The sequence below is a fragment of the Accumulibacter sp. genome (genome assembly GCF_036625275.1).
Taxonomy (GTDB): domain Bacteria; phylum Pseudomonadota; class Gammaproteobacteria; order Burkholderiales; family Rhodocyclaceae; genus Accumulibacter.
In genome coordinates this window covers 1-15,685 of sequence record NZ_JAZKUD010000091.1, presented here as the reverse complement: position 1 = coordinate 15,685, position 15,685 = coordinate 1, and the positions used below count along the sequence as shown (strand labels likewise).

Genomic DNA, 15,685 nt, shown 5'->3' with positions numbered 1-15,685 from the left:
CCACTCAAGCCCAAAGCCGACAAGCTCGCCGCGTAGGCAGGCGCCGCTTTCGCGGCATTGGCTATTTGTTTAACAAAAACCGATAGTTAAAGCGTAGTTTCGTCTACTACGTGGAGGAAGATCCGCCCGAACGAGCGATCGGTGGCGCCGATGCCGGCAGGATTCCGGGTCAGCGGCGCGCTTTATGCCGCCGAGATGAACCCGCCGACGGTTGAGCGAACGGGGATGACTCGATTCAGCCCAAACCGCGCAGAGGGACACCACCAATTTTCCGACACTGAGGCGCAATTTTCCGACACAGAACGGCAGTACGGAGGACGCGCGGCCTACGACCAGGCCAAGGCCGACGGCAAGACGAGACTCGGGTATCTCCAATGGGTGCAGGTCAGGACTCCGGCGTTCAAGGCGTGGTTCGGTCCCTGGGATACTGAACCGGACAAGGCTTCGAAGGTGGTCGATCCTGAGACCGGCGAGCCGATGGTTGTGTATCACGGGGCCACTTCGGACTTTGGCGAGGGCGGCCAGGCTGTTGCGTTCGACTTTGGCAGAACAGCCGACGAAGACCTTTCGTCTGGCAAGGGCGCGTACCTGACGACAAGCCCGGAAGCGGCAAGCAAGTACGCTAAAGGCATTTCATGGGGGAACAGAGGGAAGTCGGACGCGCCCAATGTCATGCCCGTGTTTGCGAACATCAGGATGCCATTTGACAAAGGGGAAACGTACCGGCTGTCTGACTTCGAGAACGTACTTCCGGAGTCGGTTGTTAACAATGCGAAGGACGAGGCGAGGCCGGGAGATGAGTTCATTGAGGAGGCGCAGCAGCGGATTGATGACAATCAGCGCAAGATTGAAGACTTGCAGGGAGGGTATCTGAACGATGAGATTGCCGACGAGTACCAAATATACGAAGAAGACTATGAAGACAGAAACGAGTACGAGGCGGCGATTGAAGAAGCCGTTGAGAGAGAAGTTGCAATCCTTGAGCAATCGATTGAAGACTATGAAGGCCAGATTGCGCGTTCTTGGTCTGATGCAGAAAAATACTACGCCAACACGCGACTGACCGGGGCGGAGATTTGGGACGCGATCAAGGAGGACTTGCCTGAATACACTGACTGGAAGAACGAGCGCCAGCTGATCGGCGGCGATACCAAAGGCATCGAGATGGATACGGAAGTCGCTCGCGTCCTGCTTGAAGCGTTCGGGTTCGATGGTGTCAAGAGAACAGACAAGTTTCCGATCGAGACGCCGCACACTGTCTATATCGCCAACACCTCTCCGAATCAGATCAAGTCGGCCACCGGCAACCGCGGCATCTTCGACGCCAACGACCCGGACATCCGGCACAGCGTCGAACGCTCGCCATCCCAAACATTGCATCCTCTCCTTGTCCAGGTCGACGGGGTTGATCGACCGACCAGGAACAGCCTTGGAAAACCGATCCACCCGACCGTTGAAGGGATACAGAACTTCTGGAGGTGGTTTGGCGAGTCGAAAGCAGTCGATGCACAGGGCAGGCCGTTGGTGCTCTACCACGGTTCTCCTGATCTTCGGTTCATGAAGGCCGATGCGATCTTCAAGAGCCAGAGAGACAGAACCGGTTTCGGGCGCACGGAGGCGGCGCACTGGTTTTCTGCGGACTTGCGCACGGCGAAATCGTATTCCGATCCACGCAGGGCGTTCGACTACCAAGGCGCTGAAGAGGGCATCATCGAGGCGTACATCAAGATCATAGACCCCCTCGTAGTCAACGCCGCCGGACAGGAATGGCAAACGGCGCAGAGGACGGGACGGACTTCAGACGTTATCGAAGATGCACGAGCAGCGGGCAGCGACGGGGTAATCATCGAGAATGTCAGGGACGACTACAACAACGGCAGAGCAACTCGGCCAACGAGAACATTCACCGTATTCAGTTCGACACAGATCAAATCCGCCACCGGCAACACCGGCGCCTTTTCTCCGGACAATCCCGACATCCGGCATAGCCTCAACCGCGCTACGCTAGGCCCCCTGACCCCGGCGCAGCAAGACTCGGTGGACCGTGTTCTGGGATCTCCAAAAACGTTCCGCGAGCGTCTGGCTGATTTCAGGAAGGATTGGGCGAAGAACCTGAAGCAGGGCATCTTCGACCAGTTCGCGCCCATTGCCGAGCTGGACCCGAACGCCTACATCCAGGCCAGACTATCGAAGGGCGGAGACTCCTCGCTCGAAGCGCTGATGCTCTACGGCAAGCTGTTCGTCGGCGCCGACGGAGCCACCGACGTTCGCTACACCCGAGTCGGGGGCAGGCAGGGATTCGCCAGTAAGCTGGCGGCGCTGAAGGGCGAGCACGATCGGTTCTTCTTGTGGGTGGCGGCTCAGCGCGCAGATCGGTTGAAATCGATCGGGCTCGAAAATCTGTGGTCGGATACCGACATTACCGAACTGGGCAATCTCGATCAAGGCCAATTCAATGACGGCGCTCCGCGAGCCCCGGCGTACGACCAAGCGCTGCGCGACCTGAACGAGTTCAACGACAACGTGCTGGAAGTGGCGGTGTCGTCCGGCCTGATCGACGAGGCTACCCGGAAGCTGTACGAGAACACGCCTTACATCCCGTTCTACCGGCTCCAGGAAGATGACCAGGTCAGCGGGTTTGGCATCTCTCCCGGCATCGTCAATCAGTACGCCTGGAAGAAGTTGAAAGGCGGAACCGCCAAGCTCAACGAGGACCTGCTGGCCAACCTGCTGCAAAACTGGTCGCACCTGATCACTGCCAGCGCGAAGAATCGCGCGGCGAAGAGCACGCTGGATGCCGCCGTAAAGGTCGGCACGGCGGCGCAGGTGCCGTCTGGCGCTCCTGGCAAGGGCCATGTCAGCTATAAGGAAGCCGGCAAGGAAAAGTCCTTCGTGGTGAACGACCCGCATCTGATGGACGCGGTGGCGGCGCTGCACTACGCTGGGCTAGGCCCCTGGGCCAAGCCTTTGAGCACGGCAAAGCACTGGCTCACCGTCGGCGTCACCGTCAATCCGGCGTTCAAGCTGCGCAACCTGATCCGGGACACCATCAGCTCTCTGGGGACGGCGGACCTGAGCTACAACGTAGCCGGGAACCTCGCACACGGCTGGAAAGCAACCGCAGCGGATAGCGAGACGCGCGCGCACATGCTGGCGGCTGGCGGCATGATCCGGTTCGGTTCGATGCTCGACGGACAGAACAGCCGGCGAGCGCAAGACCTGATCCGGCAAGGCGTGGCGCCGGACACGATCCTCGACAGCGAAGCGAAGATCACCCGGTTCTGGAAACGCTACGTGTCCCCGGCGTTTGAAGCGTACCAGGAGCTGGGCGACCGAGGTGAGCAGATCAACCGGGCGGCGCTGTACGAGCAGTTGATGAAACCGAAATCCAAAGGTGGCAAAGGCATGACGCATGGCGAAGCGGCTTTCTGGGCGCGCGACCTGCTGGACTTCTCGATGTCCGGCAAATGGACCGCGATTCGCACGCTGACCCAGACGGTGCCGTTCTTCAACGCTCGCCTGCAGGGGCTTTACAAGCTGGGTCGGGCCGGGAAGCAAGACTACCGCCGGCTGGGGACCGTGCTCGGCGCCACGGCGCTGGCGTCCATCGCGTTGCTGTTGTATTTCCGGGACGACGACGACTGGAAGAAGCGTTCCGACAGTGACCGCAATAACTACTGGTGGTTCAAGGTAGCGGATACGGCATTCCGAGCGCCCAAGCCCTTCGAGTTAGGCGCGATGGCAACCGTCGCCGAGTACGGCCTGGACTGGATGCTCAACGACGAAATGACCGGTGCGAGGTTTGGCCGAAACATGCGCGACCTGGTGATGAACCAGCTCAGTATGAACCCTGTGCCGCAGTTGTTCAAGCCGATGATGGACGTCTACGCCAACAAGGACGCCTTCACCGGGCGGGCTATCGAATCTCTGGCGGACCAAAGGTTGCGCAAGCAGGACCGCTATGACGAGAAGACGAGCGAATTGGCGCGATTCCTGGGAAGTCTTGGGCTGCCCGACCTCACCCAGCTTGCCACCGGGAGGTATGAAACCCTGTCGCCGAAGCAGATTGATTTCCTGGTCAGGGGGTACTTCTCCTGGTTGGGCACGATGGCGACCACGGTGCTGGATTACGGCATCCGTCCCATGCTCGATCGCGGGGAACGCCCGGACATGCCCTTGAAGGACGTGTTCTTCGTCGGCAATTTCGTTGAGAAGCTGCCCAGCAACTCCTCGCGCTACCTGACGCAGATGTACGATCAGGCGCGCGAGATCGAGCAAGCCTACGCCAGCTACCACCACCTGCTGAGGCTGGGCGACACGAAAGGGGCCAAGGCGGTCTTCGCGAGCGAGCGGGAGAACCTCATCAAGCACCCAGCGCTGGAGAACCTGAAGCGGGCCGAATCGCTGCTGAACCAGCAACTGCAGTGGGTCAGCGCCCACACGGAGATGAGCGGCGCGGAGAAACGGGCGAGGCTCGATCAGCTTTACGAGCGCAAGAATCGGCTGGCTGAGCGGTTCAGGGCAAATTGAATCGGTTCAGCAGGCACAGTATCGAGGGGCAGCCAGAAAGGGGGATCGAATCATGCAACGCCTGATCGGGACATGAGCAGGTTTCTGACAACCCTCTGTGTTGTGCATGACCGTTGCGGTCGGTGGGTGCTTTCCTCGCCGCTGGTCTATCACTCCGACGTAGCAAAGCAGATCATCGTCGCCCCATTCGGGTTCTCTACCGACTTCGCCAGCGTGCCACGGATGCCGCTGGCGTACCTTCTCTTCGGCGGGGTGGCCACAGAACCCGCGGTGATCCACGATTATCTGTATGCGACGGGAGGCTTGCCTCGTCACATGGCAGATGCGGTCTTGCTGGAGGCGATGAAAACGATCGGGGTGCCCGCATGGCGAAGGTGGCCGATGTGGGCGGCCGTTCGGTTGGCCGGTTGGCTGTTCTTTGGCCAAAGGTAAGCGCGGGAACTGACGGGTAGCGCGATTCACGGGTAACTAAACCGCCGTGGCGGGGTGTAGAATGCCCCGCTTTACGACAGGAGCAAGGGGCGGTAAAGCTGTGGATAACTGGCAAATTACACGCCATTTTACACAGAATCCCTTGAAACCCTTGCGCCGTCTAGTAGTCTGGTGCCCAAGAGAGGAATCGAACCTCCACGGTGTTGCCACCACTAGGACCTGAACCTAGCGCGTCTACCAATTTCGCCACCTGGGCAATTCCAGCGAGACCCGAATTCTATAGGAACATGAGGAAATGTCAATCATGAAAATGTCGGCAATCCGACGCCGCGATCCGTACCTGGAGCGTGAACTGAAACACTACGAGCAACCCTTGCCTTCGCGCGAGTATATCCAGCAAATTCTGGAGGAACAGGGTAAGCCTGTGGGTTTCGACGAGCTTTGTGCGCTGCTTGATATCCAGAAAACCGAGTTCGAGCCGTTTCAGCGCCGCTTGCGGGCAATGGAGCGCGAAGCGCAGTTGCTACGCAACCGCAAGGCTTCATACATCCTGCCGGAACGTGCCAGTCTGATTGCTGGACGCGTCGAAGGACATCCCGATGGTTATGGCTTCCTGGTTCCTGATGATGGTAGCGAGGACCTGTCTCTCGAAGCCCGGCAGATGTCCAAGGTGCTGCATCGCGATCGCGCTCTGGTGCGTGTCGTGGGCACCGATCGCCGCGGACGCCGTGAGGGGGTCATCGTCGAAGTCTTGGAGCGGGCCAATAGCCGGGTCGTTGGTCGCGTCCTGCTGGAACATGGGATCACCGTCGTGGTACCGGAAAACAGGCGCATCAACCAGGACATCCTGGTCGCGCCAAACGGCAATATCAGTGCACGCTCGGGTGAAGTGGTCACGGTCGAGATCATCGAGCAGCCCGACCGGCATTCGAAGCCGATTGGGCGCATCGTCGAGGTGCTTGGCAACTACGCCGACCCAGGCATGGAAATAGAGATCGCGCTGCGTAAGCACGAACTGCCGTTCGAGTTCTCAAGCAGTGCGCTTGCAGAAGCTGCGGCGCTGCCGGATACCCTGAACCCGGTTGATCGGGAAGGCCGTATCGATTTGCGAGCGCTGCCACTGGTCACGATCGACGGGGAAACGGCGAAGGATTTTGACGACGCGGTTTTCGCCGAGAAGCTGGGTCTTGACTGGCGATTGGTGGTCGCGATTGCCGACGTCAGTCACTACGTGCAACCGACCACGGCACTGGATCGCGAGGCCCGTGAACGCGGCAATTCGGTCTATTTCCCTCGCCGGGTCATTCCAATGTTGCCCGAAAAGCTCTCCAATGGCCTGTGTTCGTTGAATCCCGACGTCGAGCGTCTGGCGATGGTTTGCGATATGCGGATCGACGGCCATGGCGAGATCACTGATTACCGTTTCTATCCGGCAGTTTTCCGCTCACAGGCGCGGCTGACCTATGATCAGGTATGGAACTGGCTGGCCGGCGTAGCGCAGCCGGAAAGCGATCTTCATCGTGGCCTGCTGCCACATCTGCAGACGCTCTATGCTCTGTTCAAGGTGCTTGTCGATGCACGTGGCAAACGCGGGGCGATCGACTTCGAAACCATTGAAACGATGATGCTGTTCAACGCGCAGGGCAAGATCGAGAACATTGTTCCGGTGCACCGTAACGATGCGCACCGCGTGATCGAGGAATGCATGCTCGCCGCCAATGTCTGTGCTTCGGACTTTCTTCAGACCAGGCGGCAGCCTTGCCTGTATCGGATTCATGAAGGTCCGACGGCAGAGAAGCTGGAGGCGCTGCGCAACTTCCTCAAGGAATTCGGGATTGGCCTGGGCGGCGGTGACGATCCGACTGCCAGGAATTACGCCGAGTTGCTGGAGAGCATCAAGGCTCGTCCCGATGCCCAGTTGCTGCAGACGGTGATGCTGCGCTCACTGCGCCAGGCCATGTACAGCCCCGACAACGTCGGACATTTCGGCTTGTCGTACGAGCACTATACCCATTTCACGTCGCCGATCCGCCGCTACCCTGATCTGTTGATCCATCGTTCGATCAAGGCGGCGCTGACGGGAACGCACTACCAGCCAGGCAAGTGGGACGACATTGGTCTGCACTGCTCGATGACCGAGCGACGCGCCGACGAGGCGACACGCGATGTCGGCAACTGGCTGAAGTGCTACTACATGCGAGACCGTATCGGGGAGTGTTTTGCCGGAACGATTGCTGCAGTGGTACCCTTCGGAATTTTTGTCGCACTCGATGAGGTCTATGTCGAAGGTCTGGTGCATGTTTCGGAACTCGGCGACGAGTATTTTCAGTACGACAGCGCTAAACACCAGATGCTCGGCGAGCGAACAGGCCACCGTTATCGTCTCGGTGACCGTTTGCAGGTGAAGCTTGTCAGGGCGGATCTGGAAACCGGGCGAATCGATTTCGTGCTCTTCGATCCGTTGTGATGCCGAATCAGTGACAGAAAGTCAGGATAGTGAGCGGAGATTTTCGGGAAGATCTGCAGGTGCCAGGGCCGCCGGAGGTCGCGGCGAGGTTGTTACGTGTCGTGTCGGCAATGGTCGAGGAGACCCGTCCGGGACGAGCCCTGGGGCGAGTGAGCCTGCACAGCCACCTTGAGCGGGATCTGGGCCTGGATAGCCTGGCGCGGGTCGAACTCCTGCTGCGGGTGGGCAGCGAGTTTGGCAAGTCACTGCCTGAAGGAGCGCTGGCCGAGGCCGAAACGCCACAGGATCTGCTGCGATTCATCGCGCGCTCCGGCACCGGGAGCTTTGTCGCAGCGGATGTCGAGCCGGCAACAGACGAGCGCAGCCCGACCGATGTTGACAGCAGCCCGACCGGTGTTCCCGAGTCGGCGAAAACGCTGGTCGAAGTCCTCGAGTGGCACGCCGAACGCCATCCGCAACGACCGCATGTGCTGCTCTATGGCGATGGTGGGGGCGAGCAGGGTGAATTTCGTGCCGAACCCCTCTCCTATGGCCAATTGCTCGAGCAGGCTCGTCGTGTTGCCACTGGACTGGTGTCGCGCGGCCTGTTGCCGCGGCAGGCAGTGGCGTTGATGTTGCCTACCGGACGTGACTATCTGACGAGTTTTTTCGGCGTGATGCTTGCTGGCGGCATTCCGGTGCCGATCTACCCACCGGCACGACTGGCGCAGATCGAGGATCACCTGCGGCGGCATGCACGCATCCTCGCCAATGCCGAGGCGGTGTTCATCATCACCGTGCCGCAGGCGAAAGGGGTGGCCGCACTGCTGCGAGCCGAGGCGCCGACGCTGACCGAAGTGCTGACCCCTGCAGAACTTGACCATCAACCGATCCCTCTGCTGTACCGCGCTGCTTCAGAGGATATCGCCTTTCTGCAATATACTTCCGGCAGCACGGGTGACCCCAAGGGCGTGATGCTCAGTCATGCCAATCTGCTCGCCAACCTGCGGGCCATGGGCGAAGCCATTGGGGCCGGCAACGATGACGTCTTCGTGTCGTGGCTGCCGCTTTATCATGACATGGGATTGATCGGCGCCTGGTTTGGCTCGCTCTATTTCGGTATGCGCCTGGTGCTGATGTCGCCGCTGGCTTTTCTGTCACGACCGGTACGCTGGCTGCATGCCATCTCTCGGCATCGCGGCACGCTTTCTGCGGCCCCCAACTTTGCCTACGACCTGTGTGCGCGCAAGCTGGCCGACGCCGACCTGGAAGGGCTTGATCTATCTTCCTGGCGTCTGGCGCTGAACGGCGCCGAACCGGTGAGCCCGGCGACGCTCGACGCCTTCGCCGAGCGTTTCGCTCCCTATGGTCTGTGCGGCGAGGCGATCACGCCGGTGTATGGCCTCGCCGAATGTTCGGTCGGGCTGGCCTTCCCACCGCTTGAACGCGGTCCGCGCATCGATGTAATCGAGCGGGAGGCCCTGGTCAAGCGCAAATGTGCGGTACCGGTTAGCATCGAAGACGCCGATCGATTGCGCGTGCCGGCCTGTGGCCGGGTTCTGCCACGGCACGAGATCCGGGTAGTTGATGAACAGGGCTGCGAACTGCCGGATCGGCGCGTCGGCTGCCTGCAGTTTCGTGGCCCCTCGGCGACGACCGGCTACTACCGCAACCCGTTAGCGACGCAAGCGCTGTTTCGCGACGGCTGGCTGGACTCCGGGGATTTTGCCTATACCGTCGAAGGCGAGATCTATCTGACCGGCAGGGTCAAGGATCTGATCATTCGCGGCGGCCGCAATCTCTATCCATATGAGCTCGAACAGGCGGTCGGCAACATTCCTGGTGTGCGCAGGGGCTGCGTCGCGGTATTTGCCAGCAACGATCCGGTCAACGCCACTGAACGGCTGATCGTCCTGGCCGAGACGCGTGAGGAAGACCCGACTCGGCGTGAGACGCTGCGGCAGTGCATCAACGATGCGGCCGTCGCCGCCATTGGCATGCCGGCCGATGAAGTTGTTCTGGCGCCACCAAATTCGGTGCTCAAGACATCGAGCGGCAAGATCCGGCGCAATGCGTCGCGAGAGGCCTTCGAGCGTGGCTTGATCGGTATCCGGGCGGTGCCAGCGAGGCGACAGATGCTGCGGCTTGCCCTGGCGGCACTGCGCGAGCGCCTGCGTGACTCGGCTGAGCGTCTCGCCAGAAGAGTTTATGGTATCTGGTGCTGGAGCGTCTTTCTGATGCTTGCAGTACCGGTGTTGGGGCTGGTCGTCGCCCTGCGCGTGCCGGCACTCGGCCGCCGCGTCGTCCATCACGCCGCCCGTATCTTCCTGCGGCTGGCCGGCATGTCGGTTGCGAGCACCGCGGCTGCAGAGTCGACAGCAGGACCGCACCTGCTACTGGTCAACCACTGCAGCTATTTTGACGCTTTGGTTCTGTGTGCCGTCTTGCCGCCGAGTGCAGCCTACAGCTTTGTTGCCAAGCGCGAATTTGTCGAACAGCCGGTGATCCATGCTTTCCTGCGCACGCTTGGCACCTTGTTTGTCGAACGCTTCGAAGCGACCAAGAGCCTTGAGGATGTCGACGGCATCGTTGCTGCACTGGAGCAGGGTGAGAAGGTCGTGATTTTCCCGGAGGGCACCTTCTCGCGCGAAGCCGGCCTCAAGCCGTTTCGCATGGGCGCTTTCGTTGCCGCCGTGCGAGCTGGCGTACCGGTGCGGGTGAGCGGTCTGCGCGGCACGCGCGCGGTTCTACGGGATCGGACCTGGATGCCGCGGCGCGGTCCGATGAGCTTCGAATTCGGGCCGCTGCTTTTGCCGGTCGGTGGCGACTGGGTCGCGGCGGTTCGCCTGCGGGAGAGAACGCGTCAGGAGATGCTTCGGCTTTGCGGGGAGCACGATCTTGAACGTTGAACAATCCCCATGACACCGCTCATGTTCGCGCTGCATGACGCACATGATTGCTGCGCCGATAAAATGCGGAGCACTTCCGGTGGACTGGATTTTCTCGGTACACACTCTGAAACGTTGTGGTGACACAGCGATACAGAGACTTACACTGGTCATGACATCTCCTGGTGGGGGCAGGCGTTATTCAGCCCAAGGCGCTGCGCTACTGCAGTACCTGAAAACCAAACCACTCAAGGAGATGCAAAATGAACAAGACCCTGATCGCTCTGATGCTTGCCGCTGGCCTCGTTTCCACTTCCTTTGCCCAGGGGACAACGTCTGCCGCTGCCACCCCCGCTGCTACCTCCGCTGCCGTCCCTGCGGCCAAAGTGGCGGTCCCGGCGGCTGCAGACAAGAAGGTCGAAGCGCCGAAGGCCGTTGAGCCGGTCAAGGCTGAAGCCGTCAAGACCGCCCAGCCGACGATGGCCGCTGCTGGAACAGCCACGGGCCAAGAGCACGCAGCCAAGCCGCCAAAGCAAGCCAAGATGAAGGTGGACAAGCCTGATACCAAGACCGACACCAAGACAGAAGCCAAGGCGGCAAGCAAAACCGAGGCGCCGGTCACCAAGTAAGTCCTTCCTTCGACTGACGAAAACCCCCAGGCCTTCACCTGGGGGTTGTCCTGAAAATCATGACCGTTCTCCCTGAATCCCTGGCCGGCGGCTCGCGTTCACCGCGTCCCATCCGTCCGGAGCCGGCTACCCGGTCATTTCCGCAATAAACGCAAACCGTTGAAGACCACCAGCAAACTCGTCCCCATGTCGGCGAACACGGCCATCCACATCGTCCCCAGGCCGTTCAGGGTAAGCACCAGGAACACGGCCTTGATCCCGAGCGCCAGCACGATGTTCTGCACCAGCACGGCGTAGGTGGCACGCGAGAGACGAACGAAACGGGCGATCTTGCGTAGGTCGTCGTCCATCAGTGCGACATCGGCGGTCTCAATCGCCGTATCGCTGCCGGCCGCGCCCATGGCAAAGCCGATGTCGGCACGGGCCAGCGCCGGTGCGTCGTTGATGCCGTCGCCGACCATTCCGACCTGGCCCGCTTTGCCCAACATTGCCAACCTGGTGCTGATTGCTGCGGCCTTGTCTTCGGGCAACTGGTCGCCGCGCGCCTCGTCGATACCGACCTGTGCGGCGATGGCTTCGACGGTGTGCGGGTTGTCGCCGCTCAGCATCAGGGTTCTGACACCGAGTGCATGCAGTTCGGCGACCGCCGCGCGGCTGCTGGCACGCACGCTGTCGGCGACCGCGAATAGCGCCAACACCGTTTGGTCGTCGCTCAGCAAGAGGGTGGTCTTGCCTTGCCGTTCCAGGGTATCAAGGCGTGCTTCGAGTTCGGGCGAGCACACCCCGAGTTCGTGAATCAGGCGGTGGTTGCCGAGTTGATAACCGCGACCATCGACCACCCCCCGCACGCCGCGACCGGGAATGGCGGCGAAGTCACTGACCTCGATCCGGGGCACGGCGGCCAGCTCGCCGGCTTCAGCGAGGGCGCGCGATACCGGATGATCGGAACGTGCCGCGAGGCTGACGGCGATGCTGCGCGCTGCGTTTCCAGGTAGCGCGCCGCGCAGTTCGAAGTCGGTCTGCACCGGTTTGCCCTGGGTCAAGGTGCCGGTCTTGTCGAGGGCCAGCCAAGCGAGTTTGCGGCCTTGTTCGAGATAGACGCCGCCCTTGATCAGGATGCCATGCCGGGCGGCAGCGGCGAGACCGCTGACGATGGTCACCGGCGTCGAAATCACCAGCGCGCACGGACAGGCGATCACCAGCAGCACCAGCGCCTTGTATATCCAGTCATACCAGACACCGCCCAGCAGCCAGGGCGGCACGATGGCGATGGCAATCGCGATGGCGAATACCACCGGGGTATACACCCTCGCGAACTGGTCCACGAAGCGCTGTGTCGGCGCGCGCTTGCCTTGTGCTTCCTCGACTGCGTGGATGATGCGGGCGAGCGTACTGTGCTCGGCGGCGGCGCTCACCCGGTAATCGAAGGAGCCCGAGGTATTGATCGTGCCGGCGAACACCAGATCGCCTTCAGCCTTCTCGACGGGCAGGCTCTCGCCGGTGATCGGTGCCTGGTTCACCGCCGAGTGGCCAGTGATCAGCACGCCATCGAGCGCGATGCGTTCGCCCGGCTGCACCCGCAGCACACTGCCAACCGCCACCGATTGGGTGTCGACCGTGCGCCAGCTCCCGTCGGTCTGCTGCATGCTGGCCTGCTCCGGTGCCAGTTGCATCAGGCCGTGGATGGCGTCGCGTGCCCGGTCGAGCGATCGGGCTTCGATCCGTTCGGCAATTGTGAACAGGAGCATCACCATCGCCGCTTCGGGCCATTGGCCGAGCAGGAGGGCGCCGCTGACGGCGATGCTCATCAGCGCGTTGATGTTGAGATTGCCGTTCTGCAGCGCAATCCAGCCCTTCCGGTAGGTGCCCAGACCGCAGCCAGCGACTGCTGCCAGCGCCAGCACAGCGATCAGCCAGGCAGGCCAGTCGACCCAGTGTGCCACTTCCGCGCCGAGGGCGAGCAGGCCAGCAAGCGCCAGCGGCCAATGCGCTGTGGCCGTTTGGGGCGCGGCTGCCAGCATTGTAGTCGTCGCTGTTAGCGGCGCCGAGTTCATCCCCAGTTCGCGGATTGCGGCTTCGATGTCGGGCAAGGCATTGACCGTGTGCACCACGGTCAACACGCGTTGCATCAGGTTGAAGTCGAGTCCGTGCACGGTGTGCATGCTGCCCAGTTTCTGGCGGATCAGCGCTTCCTCGGTGGGACAGTCCATTTGCGCGATGCGCAGCTCACTGCGCATGCTGCCGGCCGGGATGGCCAGTAGTGTCGGGCTCGCTTGGGCGGCCGGCGGCAGCGAATGGGCATGCGCGTGCTCATGGGAATGGTCGTGACCGCAGGCAGCATGATCATGGCTCGATTTGGCAGGGCGGTAGGAAGGCATGGCGCAGCTCCTGTTGGATTGGCGATGGCGCATTGCACACCCTGAAGCTACTATAGAGTCAAGCAATTTTGAAGGAATCGACCATGAAGATCGGCGAACTGGCGCAAGTGGCGCAGTGCACTGTGGAAACCATCCGTTACTACGAGAAAGAAGGCTTGCTGCCGATGCCCGACCGGACGGTGGCCAACTACCGCAACTATGGCCAGAGCCATGTCGAACGGCTGCACTTCATTCGTAACTGTCGGGCACTGGACATGACGCATGCGGAGATCCGGTCACTGCTGGGGATGATGGAGGGCCCGGCCAGGGACTGCCGTGCCATCAACCAGTTGCTGGATGAGCACATCAAGCACGTCGATGTCCGCATCAGCGAGTTACTGCAACTCCAGAGCCAACTGGTGATGCTGCGCGAGCTCTGCCAGAGCGAGCGCTCGATTGACGCCTGCGGTATCCTGCATGGGCTGGCGGCAATGGAGACGGCAGCGAAGCCGCCTCGCCCAACGCACTTGGGCTAGCTCGAAAAAAGCACAGGAACATCACCGGATGTGATATCCTATCCCCTAGGATAGGATAAGAAGCAATGACGACACACACCTCACACCCCGAAATCATCAAGCGGCTGAAGCGAGCCGAAGGCCACCTCAAGAGCATCATCGCTATGCTCGAAGGGCAGCGCCATTGTCTGGAGGTTGCGCAACAGCTCCAGGCGGTCGAGAGCGCGATCAGCAGTGCCAAGAAAGCCCTGGTGCATGACCACATCGACCATTGTCTTGAACAGGCGGTTCGCGAAGGCACCCAAAGCGCTGACGGCACCATCCGAGAATTCAAGGCCATCACCAAGTACCTGTAAGGAAACCTCATGACCGAATTTTCTGCCCTGTTGCAACAGGGCAACGCCTGGCTGTTCGTCCCTAGCGCCATCCTGCTCGGGGCGCTGCACGGTCTCGAACCTGGCCATTCCAAGACCATGATGGCAGCCTTTATCGTCGCCATTCGCGGCACGGTGACCCAGGCCGTTCTGCTCGGGTTGTCGGCAACGATTTCTCATACTGCCGTGGTGTGGGCGGTCGCGATGGCCGGCTTGTACTTCGGGCGTCACTGGAATGCCGAGGTGACTGAATCCTACTTCCAGGTGGCGTCCGCCGTGCTCATCGTCGGTGTTGCGCTATGGATGATGTGGCGAACCTGGCGGCAACAGCATGCGGCACACGACCACGATCACGATCACGATCACGACGGGCACGGTCACCACCATGACGAGACCCGGCGCATCGACACCGGCCACGGGATAGTTCGGCTGGAAGTGTTCGAGGAGGGTGTGCCGCCACGCTTTCGGCTGTTCCCCGAGAGCCGGCACGGTCAGGTCTGGGCAGCCGACCAAGTGAGGGTCGAGACGGAACGCGCCGACGGCAGCCGCCAGTCTTTCACCTTCGTGCAGCGCGACGGCTTCGTCGAGTCCGAACAGGAGATTCCGGAGCCGCACGAATTCGTTGCCCGCCTTCGCCTGGGGCATGCGCAGCACTACCACGACTATGATGTCGAGTACGTCGAGCACGACCACCACCATGCGATCCGGGACTACGAGGGACTGGATGTCTCCGCACCTGGCTATCAGGACCCGCATGAACTGGCCCACGCCAACGACATTCGCCGCCGTTTCGCCAATCGGGAAGTGACGACCGGCCAGATCATCGTCTTTGGCCTGACCGGCGGGCTGATTCCTTGTCCCGCCTCGATCACCGTGCTGTTGCTGTGCCTGCAACTGAAAGAGGTCGCGCTCGGAGCGGCCCTGGTCTTGTGCTTCAGCATTGGCCTGGCGCTGACGATGGTGGCGTCAGGCGCCCTGGCGGCCTTGAGCGTGAAACAGGTTGCCACGCGCTGGAGCGGCTTCGGGGAGTTCGCACGCAAGGCACCTTATTGCTCGGGCACGCTGATCCTGCTGGTTGGCCTCTACGTCGGTTATCAAGGCCTGCACGCTCTGGCCTAGCAGCCTGTCGGACTTGGCCCAGTCGGCTGCAAAGGGCGTCGGTCCCTATTTCCCCGAATTTCGGCACCAATAGTTCGACTATTGGTGCCGAAATTCGGGGAAATCTGTCCTCGCTTCCCACTTTTTTCGTTTCGACTCATCCAGCCCGACAGGCTGCTAAGCGCTCAGCAAAAAGTCATCCGATAATCAGAGCCGAAGCCGGCCAAAATTTTGTCGACGTCGGCCTCAAGCGTCGCGGCGCTCCGGGCTTTGAAGGCCATCCACTCGGACTTCATCTGGTGCCAGAGCTTCTCAACGCGGTTCAGTTCCGGGCTGTAAGGGGGCAAAAAGTGAAGCGTGAGTCCCTTCTGCTTCAGGAGGGCCAGCAGGGGCTGGATGGCCTTGGCCTTGTGGAT

General features: G+C 61.2%; 10 protein-coding genes and 1 tRNA gene. 8 read left to right on the top strand and 3 right to left on the bottom strand.

The features are described 5' to 3' along the window. Nucleotides 1-150 precede the first annotated feature (150 nt). Together V5B39_RS18785 and V5B39_RS18780 are read left to right on the top strand one after the other, a co-directional pair. Complete coding sequence (locus V5B39_RS18785; RefSeq protein ID WP_332344391.1) at nt 151-4,530, top strand: LPD38 domain-containing protein; 4,380 nt, start codon at nt 151-153, stop codon at nt 4,528-4,530. Nucleotides 4,531-4,602: 72 nt separating this feature from the next. Beyond that, nucleotides 4,603-4,962 (top strand): DUF1353 domain-containing protein, encoded by a 360-nt coding sequence (locus V5B39_RS18780; protein WP_332344390.1) that lies wholly within the window; start codon nt 4,603-4,605, stop codon nt 4,960-4,962. A 169-nt stretch (nt 4,963-5,131) separates the two neighbouring features. Here V5B39_RS18780 and V5B39_RS18775 read toward each other — a convergent pair. Beyond that, nucleotides 5,132-5,218: transfer RNA gene (locus V5B39_RS18775), tRNA-Leu, on the bottom strand. 39 nt (nt 5,219-5,257) lie between these two features. On the opposite strand from V5B39_RS18775, the gene rnr reads away from it, so the two are divergent. The 3 genes from rnr (at nt 5,258) to V5B39_RS18760 (ending at nt 10,925) form a co-directional block, all read left to right on the top strand. Then, nucleotides 5,258-7,429: a ribonuclease R gene (gene rnr, locus V5B39_RS18770; protein ID WP_332344389.1), complete on the top strand. Its 2,172-nt coding sequence runs from the start codon at nt 5,258-5,260 to the stop codon at nt 7,427-7,429. 29 nt (nt 7,430-7,458) lie between these two features. Next, the gene (locus tag V5B39_RS18765) at nt 7,459-10,317 is read left to right on the top strand and encodes an AMP-binding protein (protein WP_332344388.1); all 2,859 of its coding nucleotides are present in this window, start codon (nt 7,459-7,461) and stop codon (nt 10,315-10,317) included. Between the two features lie 242 nt (nt 10,318-10,559). Next, a complete protein-coding gene (locus V5B39_RS18760) occupies nt 10,560-10,925 on the top strand; it encodes an amine oxidase (RefSeq protein ID WP_332344387.1) in 366 nt (121 codons plus the stop codon). A 134-nt stretch (nt 10,926-11,059) separates the two neighbouring features. Here V5B39_RS18760 and V5B39_RS18755 read toward each other — a convergent pair whose 3' ends face one another. Further along, on the bottom strand, nt 11,060-13,303 hold the full coding sequence (locus tag V5B39_RS18755; protein ID WP_332344386.1) for a heavy metal translocating P-type ATPase: 2,244 nt from the start codon (nt 13,301-13,303) through the stop codon (nt 11,060-11,062). An 83-nt stretch (nt 13,304-13,386) separates the two neighbouring features. Here V5B39_RS18755 and cadR point away from each other — a divergent pair, with 83 nt between their 5' ends. The 3 genes from cadR (at nt 13,387) to V5B39_RS18740 (ending at nt 15,290) form a co-directional block, all read left to right on the top strand. Then, nucleotides 13,387-13,818: a Cd(II)/Pb(II)-responsive transcriptional regulator gene (cadR, locus tag V5B39_RS18750; protein ID WP_332344385.1), complete on the top strand. Its 432-nt coding sequence runs from the start codon at nt 13,387-13,389 to the stop codon at nt 13,816-13,818. A 65-nt stretch (nt 13,819-13,883) separates the two neighbouring features. After that, nucleotides 13,884-14,153 carry a metal-sensing transcriptional repressor gene (locus tag V5B39_RS18745; RefSeq protein ID WP_332344384.1) on the top strand — a complete coding sequence of 90 codons (270 nt, stop codon included), beginning with the start codon at nt 13,884-13,886 and terminating at the stop codon, nt 14,151-14,153. Nucleotides 14,154-14,162: 9 nt separating this feature from the next. Continuing rightward, entirely contained in the window at nt 14,163-15,290 is a 1,128-nt protein-coding gene (locus V5B39_RS18740; protein WP_332344383.1) for a nickel/cobalt efflux protein RcnA, read from the top strand. A gap of 164 nt (nt 15,291-15,454) precedes the next feature. Here V5B39_RS18740 and V5B39_RS18735 read toward each other — a convergent pair. Next, nucleotides 15,455-15,685, bottom strand: a 231-nt coding sequence (locus V5B39_RS18735) for a transposase (protein WP_332344382.1), incomplete at its 5' end; no start/stop codon positions are given.

What these genes read in the sequence shown, in the direction of transcription:
- V5B39_RS18780 (WP_332344390.1), top strand. Translation starts at nt 4,603, where the DNA reads ATGAGCAGGTTTCTGACAACCCTCTGTGTTGTGCATGACCGTTGCGGT.
- V5B39_RS18740 (WP_332344383.1), top strand. Translation starts at nt 14,163, where the DNA reads ATGACCGAATTTTCTGCCCTGTTGCAACAGGGCAACGCCTGGCTGTTC.
- V5B39_RS18785 (WP_332344391.1), top strand. Translation starts at nt 151, where the DNA reads ATGCCGGCAGGATTCCGGGTCAGCGGCGCGCTTTATGCCGCCGAGATG.
- rnr (WP_332344389.1), top strand. Translation starts at nt 5,258, where the DNA reads ATGTCAATCATGAAAATGTCGGCAATCCGACGCCGCGATCCGTACCTG.
- V5B39_RS18755 (WP_332344386.1), bottom strand. Translation starts at nt 13,303, where the DNA reads ATGCCTTCCTACCGCCCTGCCAAATCGAGCCATGATCATGCTGCCTGC.
- V5B39_RS18745 (WP_332344384.1), top strand. Translation starts at nt 13,884, where the DNA reads ATGACGACACACACCTCACACCCCGAAATCATCAAGCGGCTGAAGCGA.
- V5B39_RS18760 (WP_332344387.1), top strand. Translation starts at nt 10,560, where the DNA reads ATGAACAAGACCCTGATCGCTCTGATGCTTGCCGCTGGCCTCGTTTCC.
- cadR (WP_332344385.1), top strand. Translation starts at nt 13,387, where the DNA reads ATGAAGATCGGCGAACTGGCGCAAGTGGCGCAGTGCACTGTGGAAACC.